Raw genomic sequence first — 18,068 nt, 5'->3', positions numbered from 1 at the left:
GGCTACTCTGCCTTCACCTGCGATGTTGCGAACTGTGCAACTTGGTGCGCTATGTGGAACTTCGTATCCTGATCGTGCCTCGCCGCCGAGGGTGTGTCAAGGGTTTTCTTCCGGCAGGCTCAGTGCTCGCGCCAGCCCAGCCGCGAGGAGATGTCGGCGGCGGCCCTGACCAGCATCGTCCTGGCCGATTCGACCTCCTTGTCGCTGAAGCGGAAGCTCGGCCCCGAAGCCGAAATGGAAGCGATGACATCGCCATGCGCATTGCGCACGGGGGCGGAGACTGCGGTGAGCCCGACCTCGAGCTCATCGATGACGACCGAGGACCCCCGCTCGACCACCTCGGCGATCTCTGTCATCAACCGGGGCAGCGAGGTCACGGTCTGGGGTGTGTAGGACTGGAGCCGGGTGCCGAGGACGGAGCGGATGCCGGCCTCGCTCAGACCCGAGAGCAGGACCTTGCCGTTCGAGGTCGCGTGCAGGGGAATGCGTTGACCGACCCAGTTGTGGCTCTGCACCGAGGACGTGCCTGAGGCCTGATCGAGATAGAGGGCGGCGCCGTCGGAGAGGACCGCGATGTTGATCGTCTCCCCGGTCTCCTCGGCGAGCATCTTCGTGATCGGTCTGGCCTCGTGGACGATGTCGAGGCGCGCGGTCGTGGCACCGGCCAGCCGCAGGATGCCCAAGCCGAGTCGGTACTTGCCGCGCAGCTGATCCTGCTCGACGAGTCCCCGGGCCTCGAGGGTGGAGACGATGCGTGAGGCCGTCGACTTGTGGACGCCGAGTTCCTTGGCGATCTCGGTGACTCCTGCCAGCCCGGTGCGGGCGATGATCTCGAGGATCGTCACCGCCCGATCGACGGACTGGACGGAGCCCGGCGCCGAGGTGGGAGTGGGCTCGGGTGCGGGGTCCCGGCGAGATGCGCTGTTGCTCATTTCGAAACTGTAACGCACGTGGCACAACCCGAACAGACTCCTGCGGGCGTGGGGTAGGGTGAGTGCGGTCGGCAGGACGAGAGCCCGCCGGCCTACTTTCCCCGACGGAGTTGAGCACGATGACCAATGGGACCCAGTCGATCGACCGGGCGGCAGAGATCCTGTCGCTGGTGGTGAAGGCGGACGAACCGATCTCCTACACCGAGGTGGTGGGGGCCACGGAGCTGGCCCGTTCGACGGTCTCCCGTCTGCTCTCCGCGCTCGAGCGCAATGGTCTGGTCGAGCGTGACGGTGACGGCCTCTATCGCGGCGGCTCCCTCTTCGCCACCTATGCCTCGCGTTTCGATCGTGTGGAGAACCTCGTCTCCGCCGCCGATCCGACCCTGCAGCGCCTCAGTGAGGAGACCGGCGAGACGGTCAACCTGGCCGTGCCGAGCGCAGACGGGGTCGTGCAGATCGCCCAGGTCGATTCGACCTTCGTCCTCGGTGCGACGAACTGGGCCGATGTCGATGTTCCGCCGCACTGCTCAGCACTGGGGAAAGTCATGTACGCCTTCGACATCATTCCGCTGCCGACCGGTCGGCTCGAGCGTCGCACCGAACGGACCTTGGGTTCGCGCAAAGAGCTCACCGATGACCTCGCCGAGGTGCGCGAGCGCGGATACGCGATCGTGCACGAGGAGTTCGAGATCGGCCTCGACGCCCTGGCGGCACCCGTGTTCGGTGTCGACGGCGACGTCGTCGCGGCCGTGGGGATCTCGGGGCCGACGATGCGCATCGCCGAGCACCATGACCGCCTCGGCGCTCTGCTCGCCGACGAGGCGGGGCTGCTGTCCCGCAGCCTCAAGCGCAAGGTCACCCACCATTAAGAGGGCGGCGCAGCCGATCCGACCCGCATCTACTGCAGGCTGGTGAATTCCTCTGCCCCTCCGAGGGGCGCGAGCTGCTTGCGCCGCCAGATCTCCGTGTCCTTGATCTGATTGAACGTGTAGATGTGCAGACCCGCCACGCCCATGGCCGGGTCATCGAGAACCGGAGCGAGCTTGTCGAGGAACTTCCGCGGGTTGTAGCCGCCGGGCTTGGCCATCCGTGTGAAGGTCGCGGTGTTCTTCCGCAGGAACCGCGTGGACTCGCCCACCCCGATCTTCGTCGCCACCCGAGCGAGCTTCGTCAGCTCGACTTTGCCGGCGATGCCGAGCATGAGCGGCAGCTCGATGCCGCGCGCCCTCACTCTGGCCACCCATGATGCGACGACCGCCGGGTCGAAGCACAGATTCGACACGAGGTGCGTGGCGTAGTCGCGCTTGTCCCACATCGCCTGGATGGTCACGTCATCGGCGATGACCGGATGCGATTCCGGGTAGGCGCTGACGCCGATGTGCTGGAACGGGGCGGCCATGCTAGAGAGGTCGACGAGGAGGTCGTGCGCTCCGACGTACCCGCCGGCCGGGGGAGTGGCGTCACCGGCGGGGACGAAGATCCGGTCGACCCCCGCCTCGGCGAGTCGATCGACGATCTCGGTGAGCTCGGATCGGCCCTGGATCATCCGTGCGGCGATATGGGGGACGGCGCGAAAGCCGAGGGCCTGGAGCTGCTCGGCCGTCGACAGGGTCGCTTCGAGGGTCAGCCCCGTCGATGCGGTGACCGTGATCTCGCGGCCGGGCGCGACGTACTCGCCGACGCGTTCGACGATTCCCGCCGTGGGCAGTATCTCGTAGCGAGCGGTGCTGAGAAGTGTGCGCAGCGTTTCCTGTGACATCTTCGTCTCCTTCGCGGAGGTCGATTCATGAAACTCGGATTCCGAGTCCCTTGCGTCCCGGTGTCTTCGATCCTACACTCATTATACCCATGATATGGGAATTGAGTTCCATAATATAAAACTGTGCGAGCAGGGGGAACACCATGGACAACAACGTCCCCACAGTGGACCAAAGCGACAGACAAGTCCCGATCAACCTACGTCAATCCGGCCCGACCCCGGTCGAGATGCTCATCGACACCCGCGTCCGCAAGTCCCCGTACTGGGAACTGTCCATGCAGCAAGGATGCTGGCGGGCATCGATCTACAACCGGATGTACCACCCACGTGGCTACATTCCCCGCGAAGAGGGCGGGATGATGGCCGAGTACCAGTCCCTCGTCAACGATGTGACCTTGTGGAACGTCGCCGTCGAACGGCAGATCCAGGTCAAGGGCCCCGACGCCGAGGCGTTCGTCAACTTCGTCATCACTCGTGACGCAACGAAGATCCCCGTGATGCGCGCCCGCTACGTCATCCTGTGCAACGAAGCCGGAGGCATCCTCAACGATCCGATCCTCCTGCGGGTCGGCATCGACGAATTCTGGTTCAGCCTCTCCGACACCGACCTCATGCTCTGGCTGCAGGGGGTCAACGTCGGCGGGCGGTTCGACGTCACGATCGGCGAGATCGATGTCGCACCAGTGCAGGTACAGGGCCCGAAGTCCGTCGACGTCATCGCCGATCTCGTCGGAGAGGAGGGGCGCACACTGCCGAGCTACGGACTCATGGAAGCCCAGGTCGGCGGCCGCGACGTCATCATCTCCCAGACCGGATTCACCGGTGAGAAGGGCTACGAGATCTACCTCAGGGATGCGACGAAGTACGCCGAGGATATGTGGAACGCCGTGCTGGAAGCCGGTGCGCCGTACAACCTCAAGGTCGTCGCTCCCAGCCATCACCGTAGGATCGCCGCCGGCATCCTCTCCTGGGGCCAGGACATGGACTTCGAGACACTTCCGTTCCAGGTCAACCTGTCCTACCAGGTGCCGCGTAAGAAGGAAGCCGACTATATCGGCAAGGCCAGGCTCGAGGAGGTGCGTGGGCTGATCGAGGCCGGCACTCCGCCGTATCGCACGCAGCTGGTCGGCCTGTTGGTCGGTGGCAAGCCGATCACGGACTATGCCCCGGACTTCTGGCTCGTCTCCGCTGCCGCTGACGGTGAGGCGGTCGGGTACGTGACGTCGCCGTGGTATTCGCCGGAACTCGAAGCGAATATCGCGATGGCCCATGTGCCGGTGTCGGCAACCGAGCTCGGCACCGAATACTGGGTGCATCTGCCGGAGCCGTTCGCAGATACTCCCGGAGTCCCGGTTCGCGCCGAGGTGGTCGAGATGCCGTTCCGCCCGAGCGTGAACCCCAACCAGCGTGAGCGCCTGAAGATGCGCGGCCTCGACGCCGCAGTCTGAGCCGACTCCCGCTGCCCCAGGACCGAGCGCGGTCGCCGTTGCGCAAAGCCGGCGACCGCGTTCGCATGCCCGGATGCGCTCGGATATTCGGGCGCGACAGTCGGCTCAGAGCAGCGGCATCACGCACCGTTGGTGCCGAATCCTCCCGTTGGCAATGCCAGCATCCCTCACCCGGAGTGGCTTCTCCTACCGATGACAGAGCGCCCCTCACTCTCAGCGACAAACCACCCCGGTGCAAAGGGGTGATATGTCGCTGAAGGTAAGGGGTGCGACCCCCGGTGCGGAGCGCCAGTAGTGGTGCGGGATGTGGCTCAAGGTGAGGGGAGGGGGACGGTGCTACGCGGCGGTGAAGCGGATCAGAGCGTCCCGTCTCGGTGAAACTGCGAACCGCCTGGGCGAATGATGGCTTCCCGGTCGACCGGCCGCACCTCACGCGGCGGCTCACAGGTTCACTTTCCGCGGAGGGCCTTGACCTTTGCGAGGAGTTCGTTCTCGGCGTTCGGGCCGGGCTTGACGCCGCGCGGCAGACGGAACATGAACACGACGCCGATGATCAGCCACAGTCCGAACATCGCCCACGACTGCCACGCCAGCTGTGCGGAGACCGGGGTGATCGGCAGGTAGAGGACGAAGAGGATGAGCGTGAGCACGGCCGAGATGACACCGATGGCGAAACCGGAGTTGCCCTTGCCGCCGATGCGCAGCGGGCGGTCCATCGCAGGTTCCCGCTTGCGGAGGACCAGGAAGGCGACGCTGACGAGGAAGTAGGCGATGACGATCGCGGGCGAACCCGCGTCGACGATCCACCCCAGGGCCGCCGAACCCAGGAACGGTGCCAGCGCCGAAAGCGCTCCGATGAAGAGGATCGAGTTGACCGGGGTGCGGTAGCGCGGGTGCAGCTTGCCGAACCAGGCCGGGATCATTCCGGCCACGGCCATCGCCCACATGAGGCGAGACGACCCCATGAGGAAGGCGTTCCACGAGGTGATGATGCCGGCCAGACCACCAGCGATGACGAGCTTGCCCCAGATCGCCGAGTTGAACATGACCGCGAGGGCATCAGCGGTGACAAGGTCGTGCGTGGCCAGTTCCGAGGCGGGCATAGCCAGGGACGTCATCCAGATGATGATGACGTAGAAGGTGATCGCCATGAGCACCGAGGCGACGACGAGCTTGCCGATCTTCGCCGGAGGCAGGTTGATCTCCTCCGCTGACTGCGGGATGACGTCGAAGCCGACGAAGAGGAACGGGACCACCGCGACGACGGCGATGAAGCCGGACCCGCCCCCGGTGAACAGCGGCTCGGCATTGGCCGCCTCGCCGCCGGTGAGACCGCCGGCCAAGAGCATGAGGGCGACGATGATGAGGAAGGAGACGACGAAGGTCTGCACGAGTGAAGCGACCTTCACACCGCGGATGTTGATCCAGGAGATGATGATCGCGGTGACCGTGCCGACAAGGGCCCAGGTCAGGTAGACGTCGAAGTCGGCGATCGTCCACAGTTTGACGAACTCCAGATCCGGGAACAGGTAGAGGGCCGTCTTCGGCACGGCCACAGCTTCGAACATGACGACGCTGATGTAGCCGCCGGTGATCGCCCACGAACCGAAGAGGGAGACTTGGGGTCCCATCGCCCGGATGAGGTAGTTGTGCTCGCCCCCGGCATGCGGCATGGCGGCCACGAGCTCGGAGTACACGGTGCCGACGAAGCACATGATGATGCCGCCGACGACGAAGGCGAGGATGGCGCCCATGGTGCCGGCGCCGGACAGCCATTCACCGGTGAGGACGACCCAGCCGAAGCCGATCATGGCACCGAAGCCGATGAAGAGCGCATCGATCGAGCCGAGGGCCTTGACGAAGCCGTGGTCTCGATCTGTTGCTGTTGCCTGCGGTTGACTCATGATTACCTCGACACTTCTCTGTGGATGGACGAACAGATGCTGGGCCGTGCCGCGGGCATGAGCCGAATCGCGGCAGTTCCGATAAGGCAGAGTAGCAGGATTCTGACCATTACCGGGGAGTTGTCTGCGCACGAGGTACGACGTCACGATCGTCGCGTTCAAACGTCGCGGCGGCAGCCCCTGGGACATCGCCGATCGAGATGTCACTCTCTACGCCGACGATGAGATCCTCGTGGCCGGCAGCCCGAAGAAGGTCGAAGCGTTCAGTGAATTGGACAAGGACGCCGACGCGTAGGCCGACGTCCTTGGGTCCGTTGTGCTGCACGGACGGTCATTCGCCGAGGCGGCGCCGCGGTGGTGAGCGCCGGAACCTCGGGAGCTCGCGAGGATCAGTCGCCGAGGTCGACGACCTCGAACTCGAGGAGATTCGCCTGCTCGGAGACCGGCTTCTTTCCGCCGGACTCGTGGGCGGATGAGCGGTTGGAGCGCCAGTTCTCGAAGTCCTCACGTGTTGCCCACTGGGTGTAGACGAAGTACTGGTCCCCGCCGGCCACCGGGCGCAGCAGCTGGAAGCCTTCGAATCCGGGAGCCCCGTCGACCGAATGCTTGCGTTCGGCGAAGCGCTTCTCGAGCTCTTCCCGGGCCTGTTCGGGAACGGAGAGGGCGTTGATGGCGACGACTGACATGATTGCTCCTATTCGGTTCGGACAGCTGAGTCACCCCGACCCTACGGCTTCGACCCGAATGCTGTCTGAGGAGTCCGACTGTTCGCCTGCGGAGTCTCAGGTCGGGTCGCAGAACAGTCGTCAGAAGTCCTGTCGGCGCAGACGCCACATTGCCAGCATTGCCCCGCCGAGGATCCAAGCAACGAGGACGACGAGGGCCGGAAGGACACCGACGTGCTCGGTCCCTCCCGCCTCCGCGACCCCGCTGATATTGTGCACGGCACCCAAGGGCAGAAGCGGTCGAACCACGGATGCGAACCCTTCCGGCAGCCAGCCGGCGAACATGGACCCGACCAGCAGGGCAAGCGGAGTGAGCACTCCGCCGGTGACCGAGCGGAAGATGACCGCACCGAAGACCGCGAGGAGCGAATAGATTACGGGCAGGAGCGTGCTGCCGAACGCCAGCCGCAGATGGTCCGGGCCGCCAGCCGCGGCGAGGACCTCCGACCAGTCGGCCCCGGCGAGCGTGGCCGCGAGGAGGGTGCCGCTGATCGTGACGGTTACGGCCGTGGCGATGGCGGCGACCGTGGAGGCCGCGCCGATGACGACGGCCTTCGCTGCGACGATGCCTGATCGCCTGCGGGCGCGCAGCAGGGTCTCGGTGATCGCGCCGGTGCGGAACTCGCCCCCGGCGAACCATGCCGCGAGGACGACGAGCACGGCCGCGGCGGCATCGACGCCGAGGACGCTGGCCGAGAGCACATCCTCGGTGCTGGTCTCCGACAGCGGAGCACCGCGGGTGGCGGGAATGGTGAGCACGAGCAGCACGGCCGAGACCGCGCCCGCGATGAGGGTGACGATGAGCAGCTGACGCGACCGTCGCAGGTCACAGAACTTCACCCATTCGGCACGTATCCAGCTGGGTCGAGCGGTGATCGGTGCGGCCGATGCTCGCGGAGGGACCGGGATGGTCGGTGGTGTCGTGGTCATGCCGTCGCTCCCTGTATCGGATGTCGAAGTGTGTGTCTGTGCCGATCGTCGCCGGAGTCTGTGAGACCGAGGAACGTGCCTTCGAGGCCGCGTTCCTCGGTCGCGAGCCCTGTGAGTTCGACTCCGAGGCGAACACAGAGCCTGAAGATCTCGACGGGCTCGAGTCCGTCGATCGTGGCGTGAGTGCCCGATCCGTCGGGACCGACCGAGATGCCCTCGGCCCGCAGGTGATCGAGCAACGGGGAGAGGTTCGTCCCCTCCACCTGCACCCGGCTTGAGGATTCCCGCCGCAGCTCCTCGAGGGGCCGGTCTGCAATGAGGGCGCCGTCGCGGATGATGATGACGTGATGGGCGATGAGCTCCATCTCCCGCAACAGATGGCTCGACAGCAGCACCGTTCTGCCTGTGCTCGCGAAATCCGTGAGGAGCGATCGCAGCCACGTGATTCCGGCGGGGTCGAGCCCGTTGAGCGGTTCGTCGAGGATGAGCACCGCGGGGTCGGTGAGGAGGGCGGCGGCGATGCCGAGCCGCTGACGCATGCCCAGTGACAGCTGTGAGACGCGGCGGGAGCGAGCGCGGGTGAGGTCGACGAGGTCGAGCATCTCGTCGATCCGGGCGGGTGCGGTTCCCGCCGCCGCGGCGATCCAGCCGAGATGTCCTCGTGCGGTGAGCCCCGGCAGCATGTGTTCGGCGCCGAGGAACGCCCCGGCGATGCGTGCGGGTTCCGTGTGCTCCGGCAGGGGGCGGCCGTAGACGGCTGCGCTGCCGGAGTCCGGTGAGGTGAGGCCGATGACCATCTGCAGAGTCGTTGATTTGCCCGCGCCGTTGGGGCCGAGGAACCCCGTCACCTGGCCAGGTGCGACGTCGAAGCTGAGTTCGTCGACGACGCGGTGTCCGCCGTAGCTCTTCGTCAGACCGCGGACCGAGATGCCTTCATCGACCGATGGCAATACATTCATACTGCAATAATGATGCAAGTTGAACGTATTGTAAAGTGGGAGGATGCCGAAGATCGTCGACCATGCCCAGCGCCGCACCGAGATCGTCCATGCCCTGTGGCAGGTCATCTATCTCAAAGGGATCGACGGGGTGTCGTTCCGTTCCGTCGCCGAGGCGGCAGGCATCTCCATCGGTCGTGTGCAGCATTACTTCCCCTCGCGCAGTGAGCTCATCCTCGAGGGGTGCCGTCAGATCGTCGACAGCGCCGAGGCGGCAGGTCCGGAAGGTGCCGATGCGTCGTCCGACCCCGGTTCCGCCAAAGCGGTGAGTGCGCTCCGTGAGTTCTGTTTCGCATTCATACCCACTGGTGAGACGATGCGCATCGGTGCATCCGTGTGGTACACCTACGTCGCCCGGGCGGTGATGGACGAGCAGATCGCCGACATCATCCGTGCCAGTGATCGTGCGACTCTCGAGCTCGGAATCCGTCTCTATCGGGCGGTCGGCGAGGGCGATGGGGCTGCTCACGCCGATGACGCCGGTGGCACCGATGGCGAGGTCGCGACAACGTGGGCGATGCGGATGATCGCCTTGGGTAAGGGACTGGCTCAGGAGGTCATGCTCGATGAGCGCAGCGCCGTCTCGGCGAAGGCGATCCTCGAAGCGGAACTGGCACCACTGGTCGCAAACTGACCCTGCTTTTCGAGATCATTTGGGCGAGGCGCTCCCGAAGGCGATTGTTGGGTCGATCCACGGTGTTCTGGACGTCGAAAACACCGTGGATCGACCCAACAAATCAGTCGGAAGGTGCGACGGGAAGGTTTTGGGCGCCCCTGACGGTCCCAGTGGCCTCGACGACCTCGAGCTGGGTGAATGCCAGGCCGGGGGAGTGGATGTCGGCGGCACGGCGGATGCGCTCGGCGGTGAGTTCACTGATCGTCGGGAATTCAGCGTCGCCACCGGTCATAGCCGGACCAGCCGCGCTTGCCGCTGCCGGCCCGTCGGTGTCTGCGTCGGCCCCACCCTCACCAGCGATGTCACCGACCACCACGGCCTTCGCGTTCTTCGATCGCAGCGGCTCCGGGGTCTGCACGAGCACGAACGATCGAGAACCCTGATCCCGTTCGTTCGCGGCCATGACGGCCTGCGCGGTGGTCCCGGACCCGGCGAAGAAATCGAGGACGATGGCATCGGGATCGAAGAACGTCTGCGAGGCCACGAGTGCCTTGACCAGCTCGACCGGCTTCGGATAGCTGAACACACCCGCCAGGCCCAGCGGCTCCAGATCGTTCTGCCCGCCGAGCGCCTTGATGATCGAGTACAGCTTCGAACTCGCCTTCTCCGCCGGGGTCACCCGCACCACCGCATGCTTGCCCTCTGTGCCCCAGGGTCGCAGGATGTACTCGCCCGATGCCAGCTTCGCATCCACCTCGGCGAGCTTCTTCTCACCCTTGACCGCGACGATGTCCTCGTACATCAGCCGCCGCTCCGACCCGCGCGCATACCGGCCGAAGCCGGCGCGGAGCACATCGGTCTCCACGAGCATCCGCCTGCCGTCGATGACCTCAAGCTTCGCCGGCGACTTCTTCTCCGTGAGGAACGGCCCCACCCGGCTCGCATCGCGGGCCCACACATGCACATAGTCGTGCCCGCGCACGAACGACCGGGCATTGCCCCCGCCTTTCGCGCGCTGATGGATGAGCGTGCCCAGCGAATTGTCCTCACCGAAGATCTCGTGCCCGAGCAGCTGCGCCCACGCGCTCTCCTTGTCGTCGAGATGGAGGAATAACACTCCGTCCTCGCGCATGAGCTCGCGAGCCAGCAGCAGCCGCGGCGTCATGAACGACAGCCAACTGGCGTGATCGTGCCCGTGATCCTTATAGGTATGTGCATTGCCCGTGTTGTACGGCGGATCGATGTAGACGACCTTGACCCGCCCACGATGCGTGGCCAGCAGCGCCTGCAGCGCCGGCAGATTGTCCCCGACGACGAGGAGATTCTCGTGCGGATCGGGAGCATGGGCGGCACCGTCGCTATCCCGAAGCCATGGTCGATCCTCGCCGAGGCTGGGCTCGGGTTCCCGCTCACCCTCACCGAGGCTGGGCCCGGTTTCGGAATCCGCAATGAGGCGGCGACCCAGGGCGAAGACGGCGGCCTTGCCCGGCCACTCCAAGACGGTCGTCATCCTTCTCCTTCAACCCGAACGGTGCCAAGATTGCTGTATGAGTATTTCACGAGTGGCCGTCGTCGGTGCCGGCATCCTCGGCGTCGCCGCCGCCCGCGAAGTCACCATTAGGTTCCCCGACGCTGAGGTCACCGTCTTCGACAGGGCCGAAATCGTCGCCGCACATCAAAGCGGGCACACCTCCGGAATCGTCGACTCCGGACTCGATCAGAAGCCCGGTTCGGCCGAAGCGAAACTCACCAAGCGCGGCCTCCAGCTGCTCATCCCCTATATGGCCGAGGCCGGCGTGCCCTACCGGGAATGCGCTCAGCTGCTCATCGCGCAGAACACCGACGAAGCCGAACGACTCGAAGAGATCTTCGCCCGCGCCAAGGACAATGAGGTCCCCGGCGCGCGGCTGCTCGAACGCCACGAGATCGGAGCCGTCGAACCGGCCGTGAGAGGAGTCCTCGGCCTCTTCTCACCCCATGCGGCCATCGCGGACTTCGCGGCGCTCACCGCCGCGCTCGCCTCCGATGTGCGTGCCGCCGGAGGGACATTTCGCTTCGGCACCGAGGTCACCGGCTTCGACACCATGAGCAACGAAGTCCGACTGCGCGGACGCCCGGTTCCGGCAGACGACGCCACGGCCAGTTCTGACGACCGCGACGAGCAGGTCCGCGACCGGCCGCGCACATACCGCGGGGAAGAGGGGCACGACCCGGTCATCGGCATCGGCGATGAGCTGCGCGATCGCTTCGGGCAGCAGAACTGGTTCAAGCAGGCCGAATCGACGATCGGGGAGTGGACACAGAAGCTCTCGGACTCCTGGTCGCGTCGTGACGATCGGCGCTCATGGGATGCGCGCCCCGACAGCGGACAGAATGATGCCCCACACCGCGACAGCTCCGGCCGGGACACTGCCCCCGAAGAGGTGCTCGGCACCTTCGACATCGTCATCGTCTGCGCCGGTCTCCAGGCCGATCGCCTCGCGACCGCCGCCGGACTGGATGCCGAACCGCGGATCGTGCCGTTCACCAGCGACTACTATCGGATCCCGGCCACCGACACTGAGGTGGTCCGCGGCATCATCGGATCCGTTCCCGACCCGCAGGCTCCCTTCACCGAAACCTCGATCGTCCGCGGGCTCGACGACGGGCTCATCCTCGGACCGAATACCTTCGTCGCCCTCGGCCGCGAATCCTACGACCGGCGCGGATTCGACCTCGCCGATATCAGCTCGACCGCCAGAAACAAAGGTTTCTGGAAGTTCGCCGCCCAGACCGCGAAGACAGCGGCCCGCGGAGTCAGACCTTTGGTGAGCAGGACCGCCTTCGTCGACGGAATCCGCCGCTTCGTCCCCGAGGTCGATCCGAACACCGTGACCTCCGGACCTCGCGGAGTCCGTGCTCAGGCGATGACCGCCGACGGCGAACTCATCGACGAACTGGCCGTGACCAGGCGCGGCAGGCTGACCATGGTCAGATCCGTGCCGAAGTCGGCAGCCACCTCGGCGCTGGCGATCGCCGAAACGATCGTCGATCGGGCCTTCGAGAACACGACCCGCTGAGGATCCGCAGCGCGAAGTCAACGCTTCTTCCGTGCTCACCTGGTCGCGTTGATATCGCCGCAGGGTCGCACTGGGGCGCAGACTGCTCATGTGGTAACTTAGCCGAGGCTAACCAAACTTCACGTGAAAGCGATACCGCTCCCGATGGCAACCCGCCCTTCCTCTGTCCTGACCTTCTCCGACCGGCCGATGCGCCGATTTGCGGCTGTCTCCCTCGCGCTCGCCCTCGCTCTCACCGGGTGCGGAAGAGGATCCGCCGAGGATGCAGAGTCAGGGAAGACGGGTGCGGGGAGCGTCGACGACGCCTTCGGCTCCGTCGACATCGCCGGGGCCGAACGCGTGGTCGCACTCTCCGTCTCCGATGCGGACGCAGCGCTGGCGGCCGGCGTGGTCCCCGTAGCGATGACGGAAGCCCCGGTCGAACCGGTGATGCCGTGGGCGCAGGAGACCATCGCCGAACTCGGCGGAGACGACCCGGAGCTCTTCAAGTGGTCGACCGAAGACACGATCCCGTTCGAGGACATCGCTGCGTGGGAACCCGATCTGATCCTGGCGACGGGGACCATCATCGGCGAGGATACTCACGAACAGCTCAGCGAGATCGCGCCGACCCTGGCCACGGCCGAGGAGGGCCACCCCGACAGCTGGCGGTCGCAGGCCGAGCGGGTCTCGACCGTTCTCGACGCGGAGGACGTGGGCGAGGAGGCGATCGAAACGGCGCAGACGGCGATCGATGATGCGGCGAAGGAACACCCGGATCTCGACGGCAGATCGTTCCTCGTCGCGCTCTTCCACAGTCCCGACCAGGTGGGTGTGCTCTCCGACCGGAACGCAGCCACCGTGCAGTTCTTCAGCGAACTCGGACTCGAACTCGACCCGGTGGCAGACGATATGACGGCGGGGAAGGTGCCCGAAAGCCTGTCGTTGGAGAAGCTCGACGTCCTGCAGTCCGACATCCTCGTCGGCTACTTCCCCGACCCGAAGCTGCGAAAGAAGTACGACGGCGTCCCCACCTTCTCAAGCCTGCCGACCGTTGAGGGCGGACATTTCTACCAACCGACCGATGAGGAGTGGCGCGGGCTGCGCTCCGTCTCCGCGCTCGCGCTGCCCGAGATCGTCGGCCCCATCGCTGAGAAGCTCGACAAGGCAGCTGTCGGATCATGACGGAGACCAGAGCGCGGCCGATGCTCCGGCGGAGCAGAACGGCACGACGCCCGCACTGTGCACGTGGACCGACGGCGGTCCGGACAAGGACTGGACGCTTCGGGTGATTCTGCCGGCCTCGCACATCCCCGCCGAGGCGGCCCCCGGGGTTGAGCGCGAAATCTTCGCTTCCCTCAACGGCGTCACGGACCGACGCCATGTGCCGGGCGGAATCATGGTCCGGCGCTCCGTCCCGGCAGGCGTTGTCGACGGAACCGACGGTGGCGACGGAGCCGATGGTGCCGAGGCGACGACGCACTCGATCGAGCTGACGGTTCCACGCGGATACCGTGGGGCTCTGCGCTTCCTGCCTGTGCCCCGCGGGCTCCAGGTCGCCGACCGTCCGACCTGGCTCGATGCTCTCGAGCGAGGATTCGTCCCCGCCGGTGACCACGGCCTGCGCGAGGTTACGGACATGCGCAGGACGCAGGTCCTCGAAATCTCCGCACCCGATGCACGGCCGCTGATCTGGACCGGCGGGGACGAACCGGCATCGGAGGTGCACTGGGGGGGGGTGCCCCTATATTTATTCATAGGCCCTAACCGGGGTCTGGTCGCTGGTCCTGGTATGGCTTGGTTTCCCTGTCATTGATGATCCGGGGGGTGCTGCCGCCAGGAATCCAGGACGCGCGTTGACTGCTGATAGGGGCTCGGCCCAGTTGAACTGAGGTCTCGTCGTAACGTGGGTGCCAGCATCGGGTGTCATGACAACCAACGGCCACTGGTTTGGATGGTCGAGGAGGACTGTCATGAACACCGAATACGACGTGTGGTTAGGCCTCGACGTCGGTAAAACCAGCCATCACGGGTGCGGACTCGATCCGGCTGGTGAGCGGGTCTATGATCACGAGCTTCCGCAGGATGAGGCCGCACTTCGGGCCGTGATTTCGAGTCTGCAAAACGAGTATGGCCGAGTGCTCGTCATCGTCGACCAGCCCAACACTATCGGTGCGCTTCCCGTCGCGGTTGCCAGGGATTGTGGTGCCGATATTGCCTACCTGCCTGGGCTTGCGATGCGCAAAGCAGCCGACCTGTACCCGGGCCAGGCGAAGACCGATGCCAGGGATGCGTTCATCATCGCCGACACCGCCAGAACTATGCCGCACACGCTTCGATCCGTTGATCGTGAGTCCGACGTTTTGGCCAATCTCAAGGTCCTGGCCGGTACGGATGAGGACCTTGCTCATGACATCACGAGAGCGATCAACCGGCTGCGGTCTCTGTTGTTGCAGATCCATCCAGCGTTGGAGTGTGTCTTCAAGGGCACGGTCCTGACCAGGACGATCGTGTTAGATCTGTTGGTTCGTTATCGCGGGCCGGCTGGTCTACGGGCGGCTGGGAAGTCGGGGGTGAAACGGTGGGCGAAGAACCACACTCGCAAGGACCCATCAGCCCTCATCGACGCCATCTTTGAGGCACTGGCCGAACAGACTGTCGTTGTGCCGGGTACCGAGGCATCGGAGTCAGTGGTGCCACGACATGCGATACGGATCAAGGCGTTGAAGGCCGAACGTAAGGAGATCGAGGTCGAAGCTGAGGAGTTAGCGGATTCGCTCCCTCTTCTTCAGGTCTTAACGTCCATGCCGGGAATCGGCGTTAAGACCGCGTCCCAGATCCTCCTGGCAGCCGGAGACTTCTCTGCGTTCAAAACTGCCGGCCATTTGGCAGCGTATGCCGGTATTGCACCGGTCACGCGTCGGTCGGGAACCTCGATACGGGGTGAGTTCCCGTCGCGAGCGGGGAACAAACGGTTGAAGAATGCGTTGTTCCATTCGGCGTGGGTGGCGTCGTGTCATGACCCATTGTCGAAGGCTTACTACGACCGGAAACGGGCTGAGGGCAAACGCCACAACGCGGCGGTGATGTGTCTGGCTCGTCGCCGGTTGAACGTGCTATTTGCGATGGTCAAGCATGGGGTCTTCTACGAGACAAAGACCCCGGCTGCTGCTTGACAATGAATGTAACGGGGGGGGGGGGGGGCCGATCCGACATCGCAGGCACCCCGTGGAGCCGGGGACGAGCCGACATCGCAGGCACTCGACGAGGCCGTGGACGGTCGACCGACCACCGAAGAGCACGTCGTCACCCTCGGTTCCTCACCGAGGCGGATCTGGATCCACCGACCGCAGCGAGGTCCCGCCTCGGCGCCGGTGCTCATCGTCTTCGACGGGGAGCGGTTCATTCGCGGGGGATTGCTCACGGGGATCGACGAGCTGGTGTCCCCGCCGTCCGTGGTCATCGCCGTCGACCACGCTCCCGTCAGGGAGGGCGGCCCTGACGAGGACGCGGCCATCGGTCAGCGCGCCGACGACCTCGTGATGAATCCGAGGTTCTGCGACGATGTCCTCGCGCTCGTCCGTCGGACCGCGCCGGACGTCAAAGCGCGGACGATCGTCGCGGGTGCCTCATATGGCGGACTGGCCGCGGCCTTCTTCTCCCTGCGGCACCCGGAAGCATTCCGCGGGATCTGCCTCTCACCGTCGTTCTGGGAATCCGATGACCAGGGGCGCAGGATCTGGGACCTCGCGCCGAGCCGATCCGACGACAAATCTGACGGCACCGACGTGGAGTCGGAGTCCCACGAGTCGGAGCCCCTCGAGGCCGTCGCGCATCCGACATTCTGTGTCGACCACGGGACCCTGGAGACGGTCATTGCAGACTCGGTCGCCGAGGCCACCGAGGAGTTCGCCGCTGGCGGCATCGATATCGTGTCTCGACCGTTTGTGGGCGGGCACGAATACCTGTGGTGGCGCGAACTCATGCTCGTCCGCCTGGCCGAAGTCCTGGCGGAATGATCCGAACGCTCACCGGCCTCGGTCACGGGGCGCCCGGAGTGGGGGGAGCCGCCTCGGCGTGGGATTCCTGTGCCGTCGATCTCTGTCGACGATCAGCCGGAATGGCGTTCGAGGAACTCGTAGACCTCGGTGTCGTCGACGCCGGGCACGGCGCCGGGCGGAACCGCGGCCAGCAGCGAGGCGTGCATGCGGGCCGACGGCAGCGCCTGGTCCTCCCATTTCTCGGCCAGGTCGTCCGGGGCCTGCCGGCAGCAGGACGGATCCGGGCATCCTGACTGCGATCGGATCGGTGATTCCCGACCCTCGAACCAACGGACGTGGGAGAATGGGACGCCGACGCTGATGGCGAAGTCACCGCCGGGCAGAACGCGGGCCGTGCACCAATACGAACCCTGCGGAGTGTCGGTGTACTGGTAGTAGGGGCTGAAGCGGTCGGCGACGCGGAAGACCGTGCGTGAGGTGAAGCGTTTGCACGCGAACTGGCCCTCGATCGCGCCGAGCGGATCGGTGGGGAAGGGCAGGCCGTCGTTCGAGTACGCCTTGTGGATCGTGCCCGAGTTGTGCACCTTCATGAAGTGGACGGGCAGGCCGAGGTGCTCGGTGGCGAGGTTCGTGAACCGGTGGGCGGCCATCTCGTAGCCGACGCCGAACATATCGCGCAGGTGCTCGACCGAGAGCACCCGCTTCTTCTTCTCCTCTTCGAGGATCGGCACGGCCGCAGACTCGGGCAGGAGGATTGCCGCAGCCAGATAGTTCGCCTCCACCCGCTGCTGGAGGAACTCATGGAAGTCCTTCGGGGAGTCATAGCCGAGCACGTGCGGGGCCAGACTCATGAGCAGGTGGGAACGCGGGTCGAAAGCGGCATCGGAGTTGGGCAGGTAGAGCCGTTTGTTCGCGGTGTCCGAGATCGACCGGGTCGACTCGGGCAGATCCGAGACGTAGTGGAGGCTGAATCCGAGCTTCTCGGCGATGAGTGCCGTCTGCCGCTGCGAGACCGTGCCCGATTCGTAGCCGACGAGGTCGAGCAACTCGGCGGCGGTGGCCTCGAGCTCGGCGAAGTAGTTGTTCTTCTCCTTCATCCGATCGCGCAGCTCACGGTTCGCCCGCCGCGCTTCTTCGGGGGTGGCCGCGCGACGTTCGAGGACCTCGCCGAGCTGACGCTGCAGACCGACGATCGCCTCGAGCGCATCCGCCGGCAGCGATTTGATCCTCACCTGCGGAAGTCCCAGGGAGGAGTACATCGGCGAGGCCTGATTGCGTTCGGCTTCGAGTTCGAGAGCCTGCCGGTCGTCGATCGGGGCGGGATCGATGAGGTCGGCGACATCGGTCTTCAGGGCCTTGGCGATGGCGGCGAGGAGCGTGACAGAAGTTTCTCGCTTACCGTTCTCGATCGTCGAGATCTGCGAGGCTGCACGCCCGACTTCCTGTCCCAGCTCATTCAGTGTCAGCCCGCGTTGTTTTCGAAAAAACCGTATTCTTCTGCCGATGCTCAAGGGATCGGTCTGCTGTTCCTCGTCTTCGACTTCCGCTCTAATGCTGACCAAGGCGGCTCCAATCGTTTCTGTGCGCTGGTTCACATGCGTGAAAATCAGTATGACAGAACGAGGAAATTTCTGAAACCGGAAATTTCGCACTTATTCATCCGAAAATCCCCTACCTGAACCCTTGCGGCCCCCGCAGACTGGATACATCAACAACC

Annotated in this window: 16 protein-coding genes; 8 read left to right on the top strand and 8 right to left on the bottom strand. The window is 65.2% G+C overall.

The annotated features are described in order from the left end of the window. Nucleotides 1–119: 119 nt before the first annotated feature. Nucleotides 120–932, bottom strand: a complete 813-nt coding sequence (locus ACSE4D_RS06350; RefSeq protein WP_436326819.1) for an IclR family transcriptional regulator — start codon at nucleotides 930–932, stop codon at nucleotides 120–122. A 119-nt stretch (nucleotides 933–1,051) separates the two neighbouring features. Here ACSE4D_RS06350 and ACSE4D_RS06345 point away from each other — a divergent pair, with 119 nt between their 5' ends. After that, the gene (locus ACSE4D_RS06345; protein ID WP_135540668.1) at nucleotides 1,052–1,801 is read left to right on the top strand and encodes an IclR family transcriptional regulator; all 750 of its coding nucleotides are present in this window, start codon (nucleotides 1,052–1,054) and stop codon (nucleotides 1,799–1,801) included. Between the two features lie 29 nt (nucleotides 1,802–1,830). Here ACSE4D_RS06345 and ACSE4D_RS06340 read toward each other — a convergent pair whose 3' ends face one another. Next, on the bottom strand, nucleotides 1,831–2,691 hold the full coding sequence (locus tag ACSE4D_RS06340; RefSeq protein WP_135540670.1) for a methylenetetrahydrofolate reductase: 861 nt from the start codon (nucleotides 2,689–2,691) through the stop codon (nucleotides 1,831–1,833). 143 nt (nucleotides 2,692–2,834) lie between these two features. Between ACSE4D_RS06340 and ACSE4D_RS06335 the strand changes: the two genes are divergently transcribed. Beyond that, nucleotides 2,835–4,139, top strand: a complete 1,305-nt coding sequence (locus tag ACSE4D_RS06335) for a glycine cleavage T C-terminal barrel domain-containing protein (protein WP_436326818.1) — start codon at nucleotides 2,835–2,837, stop codon at nucleotides 4,137–4,139. Between the two features lie 449 nt (nucleotides 4,140–4,588). Here ACSE4D_RS06335 and ACSE4D_RS06330 read toward each other — a convergent pair whose 3' ends face one another. Beyond that, on the bottom strand, nucleotides 4,589–6,043 hold the full coding sequence (locus tag ACSE4D_RS06330; protein ID WP_436326817.1) for an APC family permease: 1,455 nt from the start codon (nucleotides 6,041–6,043) through the stop codon (nucleotides 4,589–4,591). Nucleotides 6,044–6,167: 124 nt separating this feature from the next. On the opposite strand from ACSE4D_RS06330, the gene ACSE4D_RS06325 reads away from it, so the two are divergent. After that, the gene (locus ACSE4D_RS06325) at nucleotides 6,168–6,338 is read left to right on the top strand and encodes a TrkA C-terminal domain-containing protein (RefSeq protein WP_436327119.1); all 171 of its coding nucleotides are present in this window, start codon (nucleotides 6,168–6,170) and stop codon (nucleotides 6,336–6,338) included. Between the two features lie 94 nt (nucleotides 6,339–6,432). Here ACSE4D_RS06325 and ACSE4D_RS06320 read toward each other — a convergent pair whose 3' ends face one another. The 3 genes from ACSE4D_RS06320 to ACSE4D_RS06310 form a co-directional block, all read right to left on the bottom strand. After that, on the bottom strand, nucleotides 6,433–6,729 hold the full coding sequence (locus ACSE4D_RS06320) for an antibiotic biosynthesis monooxygenase family protein (RefSeq protein WP_436326816.1): 297 nt from the start codon (nucleotides 6,727–6,729) through the stop codon (nucleotides 6,433–6,435). Between the two features lie 120 nt (nucleotides 6,730–6,849). Next, complete coding sequence (locus ACSE4D_RS06315) at nucleotides 6,850–7,698, bottom strand: hypothetical protein (protein WP_436326815.1); 849 nt, start codon at nucleotides 7,696–7,698, stop codon at nucleotides 6,850–6,852. Further along, nucleotides 7,695–8,657, bottom strand: coding sequence for an ABC transporter ATP-binding protein (locus ACSE4D_RS06310; protein ID WP_436326814.1), 963 nt, complete (start codon nucleotides 8,655–8,657; stop codon nucleotides 7,695–7,697). Before ACSE4D_RS06310 ends, ACSE4D_RS06315 begins: the two co-directional genes overlap by 4 nt. Before the next feature lie 43 nt (nucleotides 8,658–8,700). On the opposite strand from ACSE4D_RS06310, the gene ACSE4D_RS06305 reads away from it, so the two are divergent. Further along, the gene (locus tag ACSE4D_RS06305; protein WP_436326813.1) at nucleotides 8,701–9,330 is read left to right on the top strand and encodes a TetR/AcrR family transcriptional regulator; all 630 of its coding nucleotides are present in this window, start codon (nucleotides 8,701–8,703) and stop codon (nucleotides 9,328–9,330) included. Nucleotides 9,331–9,433: 103 nt separating this feature from the next. On the opposite strand, the gene ACSE4D_RS06300 is transcribed toward ACSE4D_RS06305, so the two are convergent. Next, nucleotides 9,434–10,822, bottom strand: a complete 1,389-nt coding sequence (locus tag ACSE4D_RS06300; RefSeq protein WP_436326812.1) for a site-specific DNA-methyltransferase — start codon at nucleotides 10,820–10,822, stop codon at nucleotides 9,434–9,436. A gap of 37 nt (nucleotides 10,823–10,859) precedes the next feature. Between ACSE4D_RS06300 and ACSE4D_RS06295 the strand changes: the two genes are divergently transcribed. From ACSE4D_RS06295 to ACSE4D_RS06280, 4 genes are all read left to right on the top strand, one after another. After that, entirely contained in the window at nucleotides 10,860–12,371 is a 1,512-nt protein-coding gene (locus ACSE4D_RS06295; RefSeq protein WP_436326811.1) for an FAD-dependent oxidoreductase, read from the top strand. A gap of 144 nt (nucleotides 12,372–12,515) precedes the next feature. Beyond that, a complete protein-coding gene (locus ACSE4D_RS06290) occupies nucleotides 12,516–13,535 on the top strand; it encodes an ABC transporter substrate-binding protein (RefSeq protein WP_436326810.1) in 1,020 nt (339 codons plus the stop codon). Between the two features lie 788 nt (nucleotides 13,536–14,323). After that, on the top strand, nucleotides 14,324–15,526 hold the full coding sequence (locus ACSE4D_RS06285; protein ID WP_436326809.1) for an IS110 family transposase: 1,203 nt from the start codon (nucleotides 14,324–14,326) through the stop codon (nucleotides 15,524–15,526). 96 nt (nucleotides 15,527–15,622) lie between these two features. Continuing rightward, on the top strand, nucleotides 15,623–16,369 hold the full coding sequence (locus tag ACSE4D_RS06280) for an alpha/beta hydrolase (RefSeq protein WP_436326808.1): 747 nt from the start codon (nucleotides 15,623–15,625) through the stop codon (nucleotides 16,367–16,369). A 92-nt stretch (nucleotides 16,370–16,461) separates the two neighbouring features. On the opposite strand, the gene ACSE4D_RS06275 is transcribed toward ACSE4D_RS06280, so the two are convergent. Then, entirely contained in the window at nucleotides 16,462–17,913 is a 1,452-nt protein-coding gene (locus tag ACSE4D_RS06275; protein WP_436326807.1) for a helix-turn-helix domain-containing protein, read from the bottom strand. Between the last annotated feature and the right edge of the window lie 155 nt (nucleotides 17,914–18,068).

Origin of the sequence: Brevibacterium sp. FAM 27836 (assembly GCF_051351055.1) — a bacterium.
Classification (GTDB): domain Bacteria; phylum Actinomycetota; class Actinomycetes; order Actinomycetales; family Brevibacteriaceae; genus Brevibacterium.
Note: the sequence above shows the minus strand (reverse complement) of the source record. Positions and strands in the feature narration are given on the sequence as shown.

Bases quoted from the DNA above. Each gene is read 5' to 3' on its own strand.
- ACSE4D_RS06330 (WP_436326817.1), bottom strand. From the start codon at position 6,043: ATGAGTCAACCGCAGGCAACAGCAACAGATCGAGACCACGGCTTCGTC.
- ACSE4D_RS06335 (WP_436326818.1), top strand. From the start codon at position 2,835: ATGGACAACAACGTCCCCACAGTGGACCAAAGCGACAGACAAGTCCCG.
- ACSE4D_RS06305 (WP_436326813.1), top strand. From the start codon at position 8,701: ATGCCGAAGATCGTCGACCATGCCCAGCGCCGCACCGAGATCGTCCAT.
- ACSE4D_RS06290 (WP_436326810.1), top strand. From the start codon at position 12,516: ATGGCAACCCGCCCTTCCTCTGTCCTGACCTTCTCCGACCGGCCGATG.
- ACSE4D_RS06350 (WP_436326819.1), bottom strand. From the start codon at position 932: ATGAGCAACAGCGCATCTCGCCGGGACCCCGCACCCGAGCCCACTCCC.
- ACSE4D_RS06285 (WP_436326809.1), top strand. From the start codon at position 14,324: ATGAACACCGAATACGACGTGTGGTTAGGCCTCGACGTCGGTAAAACC.
- ACSE4D_RS06345 (WP_135540668.1), top strand. From the start codon at position 1,052: ATGACCAATGGGACCCAGTCGATCGACCGGGCGGCAGAGATCCTGTCG.
- ACSE4D_RS06320 (WP_436326816.1), bottom strand. From the start codon at position 6,729: ATGTCAGTCGTCGCCATCAACGCCCTCTCCGTTCCCGAACAGGCCCGG.
- ACSE4D_RS06315 (WP_436326815.1), bottom strand. From the start codon at position 7,698: ATGACCACGACACCACCGACCATCCCGGTCCCTCCGCGAGCATCGGCC.
- ACSE4D_RS06310 (WP_436326814.1), bottom strand. From the start codon at position 8,657: ATGAATGTATTGCCATCGGTCGATGAAGGCATCTCGGTCCGCGGTCTG.
- ACSE4D_RS06295 (WP_436326811.1), top strand. From the start codon at position 10,860: ATGAGTATTTCACGAGTGGCCGTCGTCGGTGCCGGCATCCTCGGCGTC.
- ACSE4D_RS06340 (WP_135540670.1), bottom strand. From the start codon at position 2,691: ATGTCACAGGAAACGCTGCGCACACTTCTCAGCACCGCTCGCTACGAG.
- ACSE4D_RS06300 (WP_436326812.1), bottom strand. From the start codon at position 10,822: ATGACGACCGTCTTGGAGTGGCCGGGCAAGGCCGCCGTCTTCGCCCTG.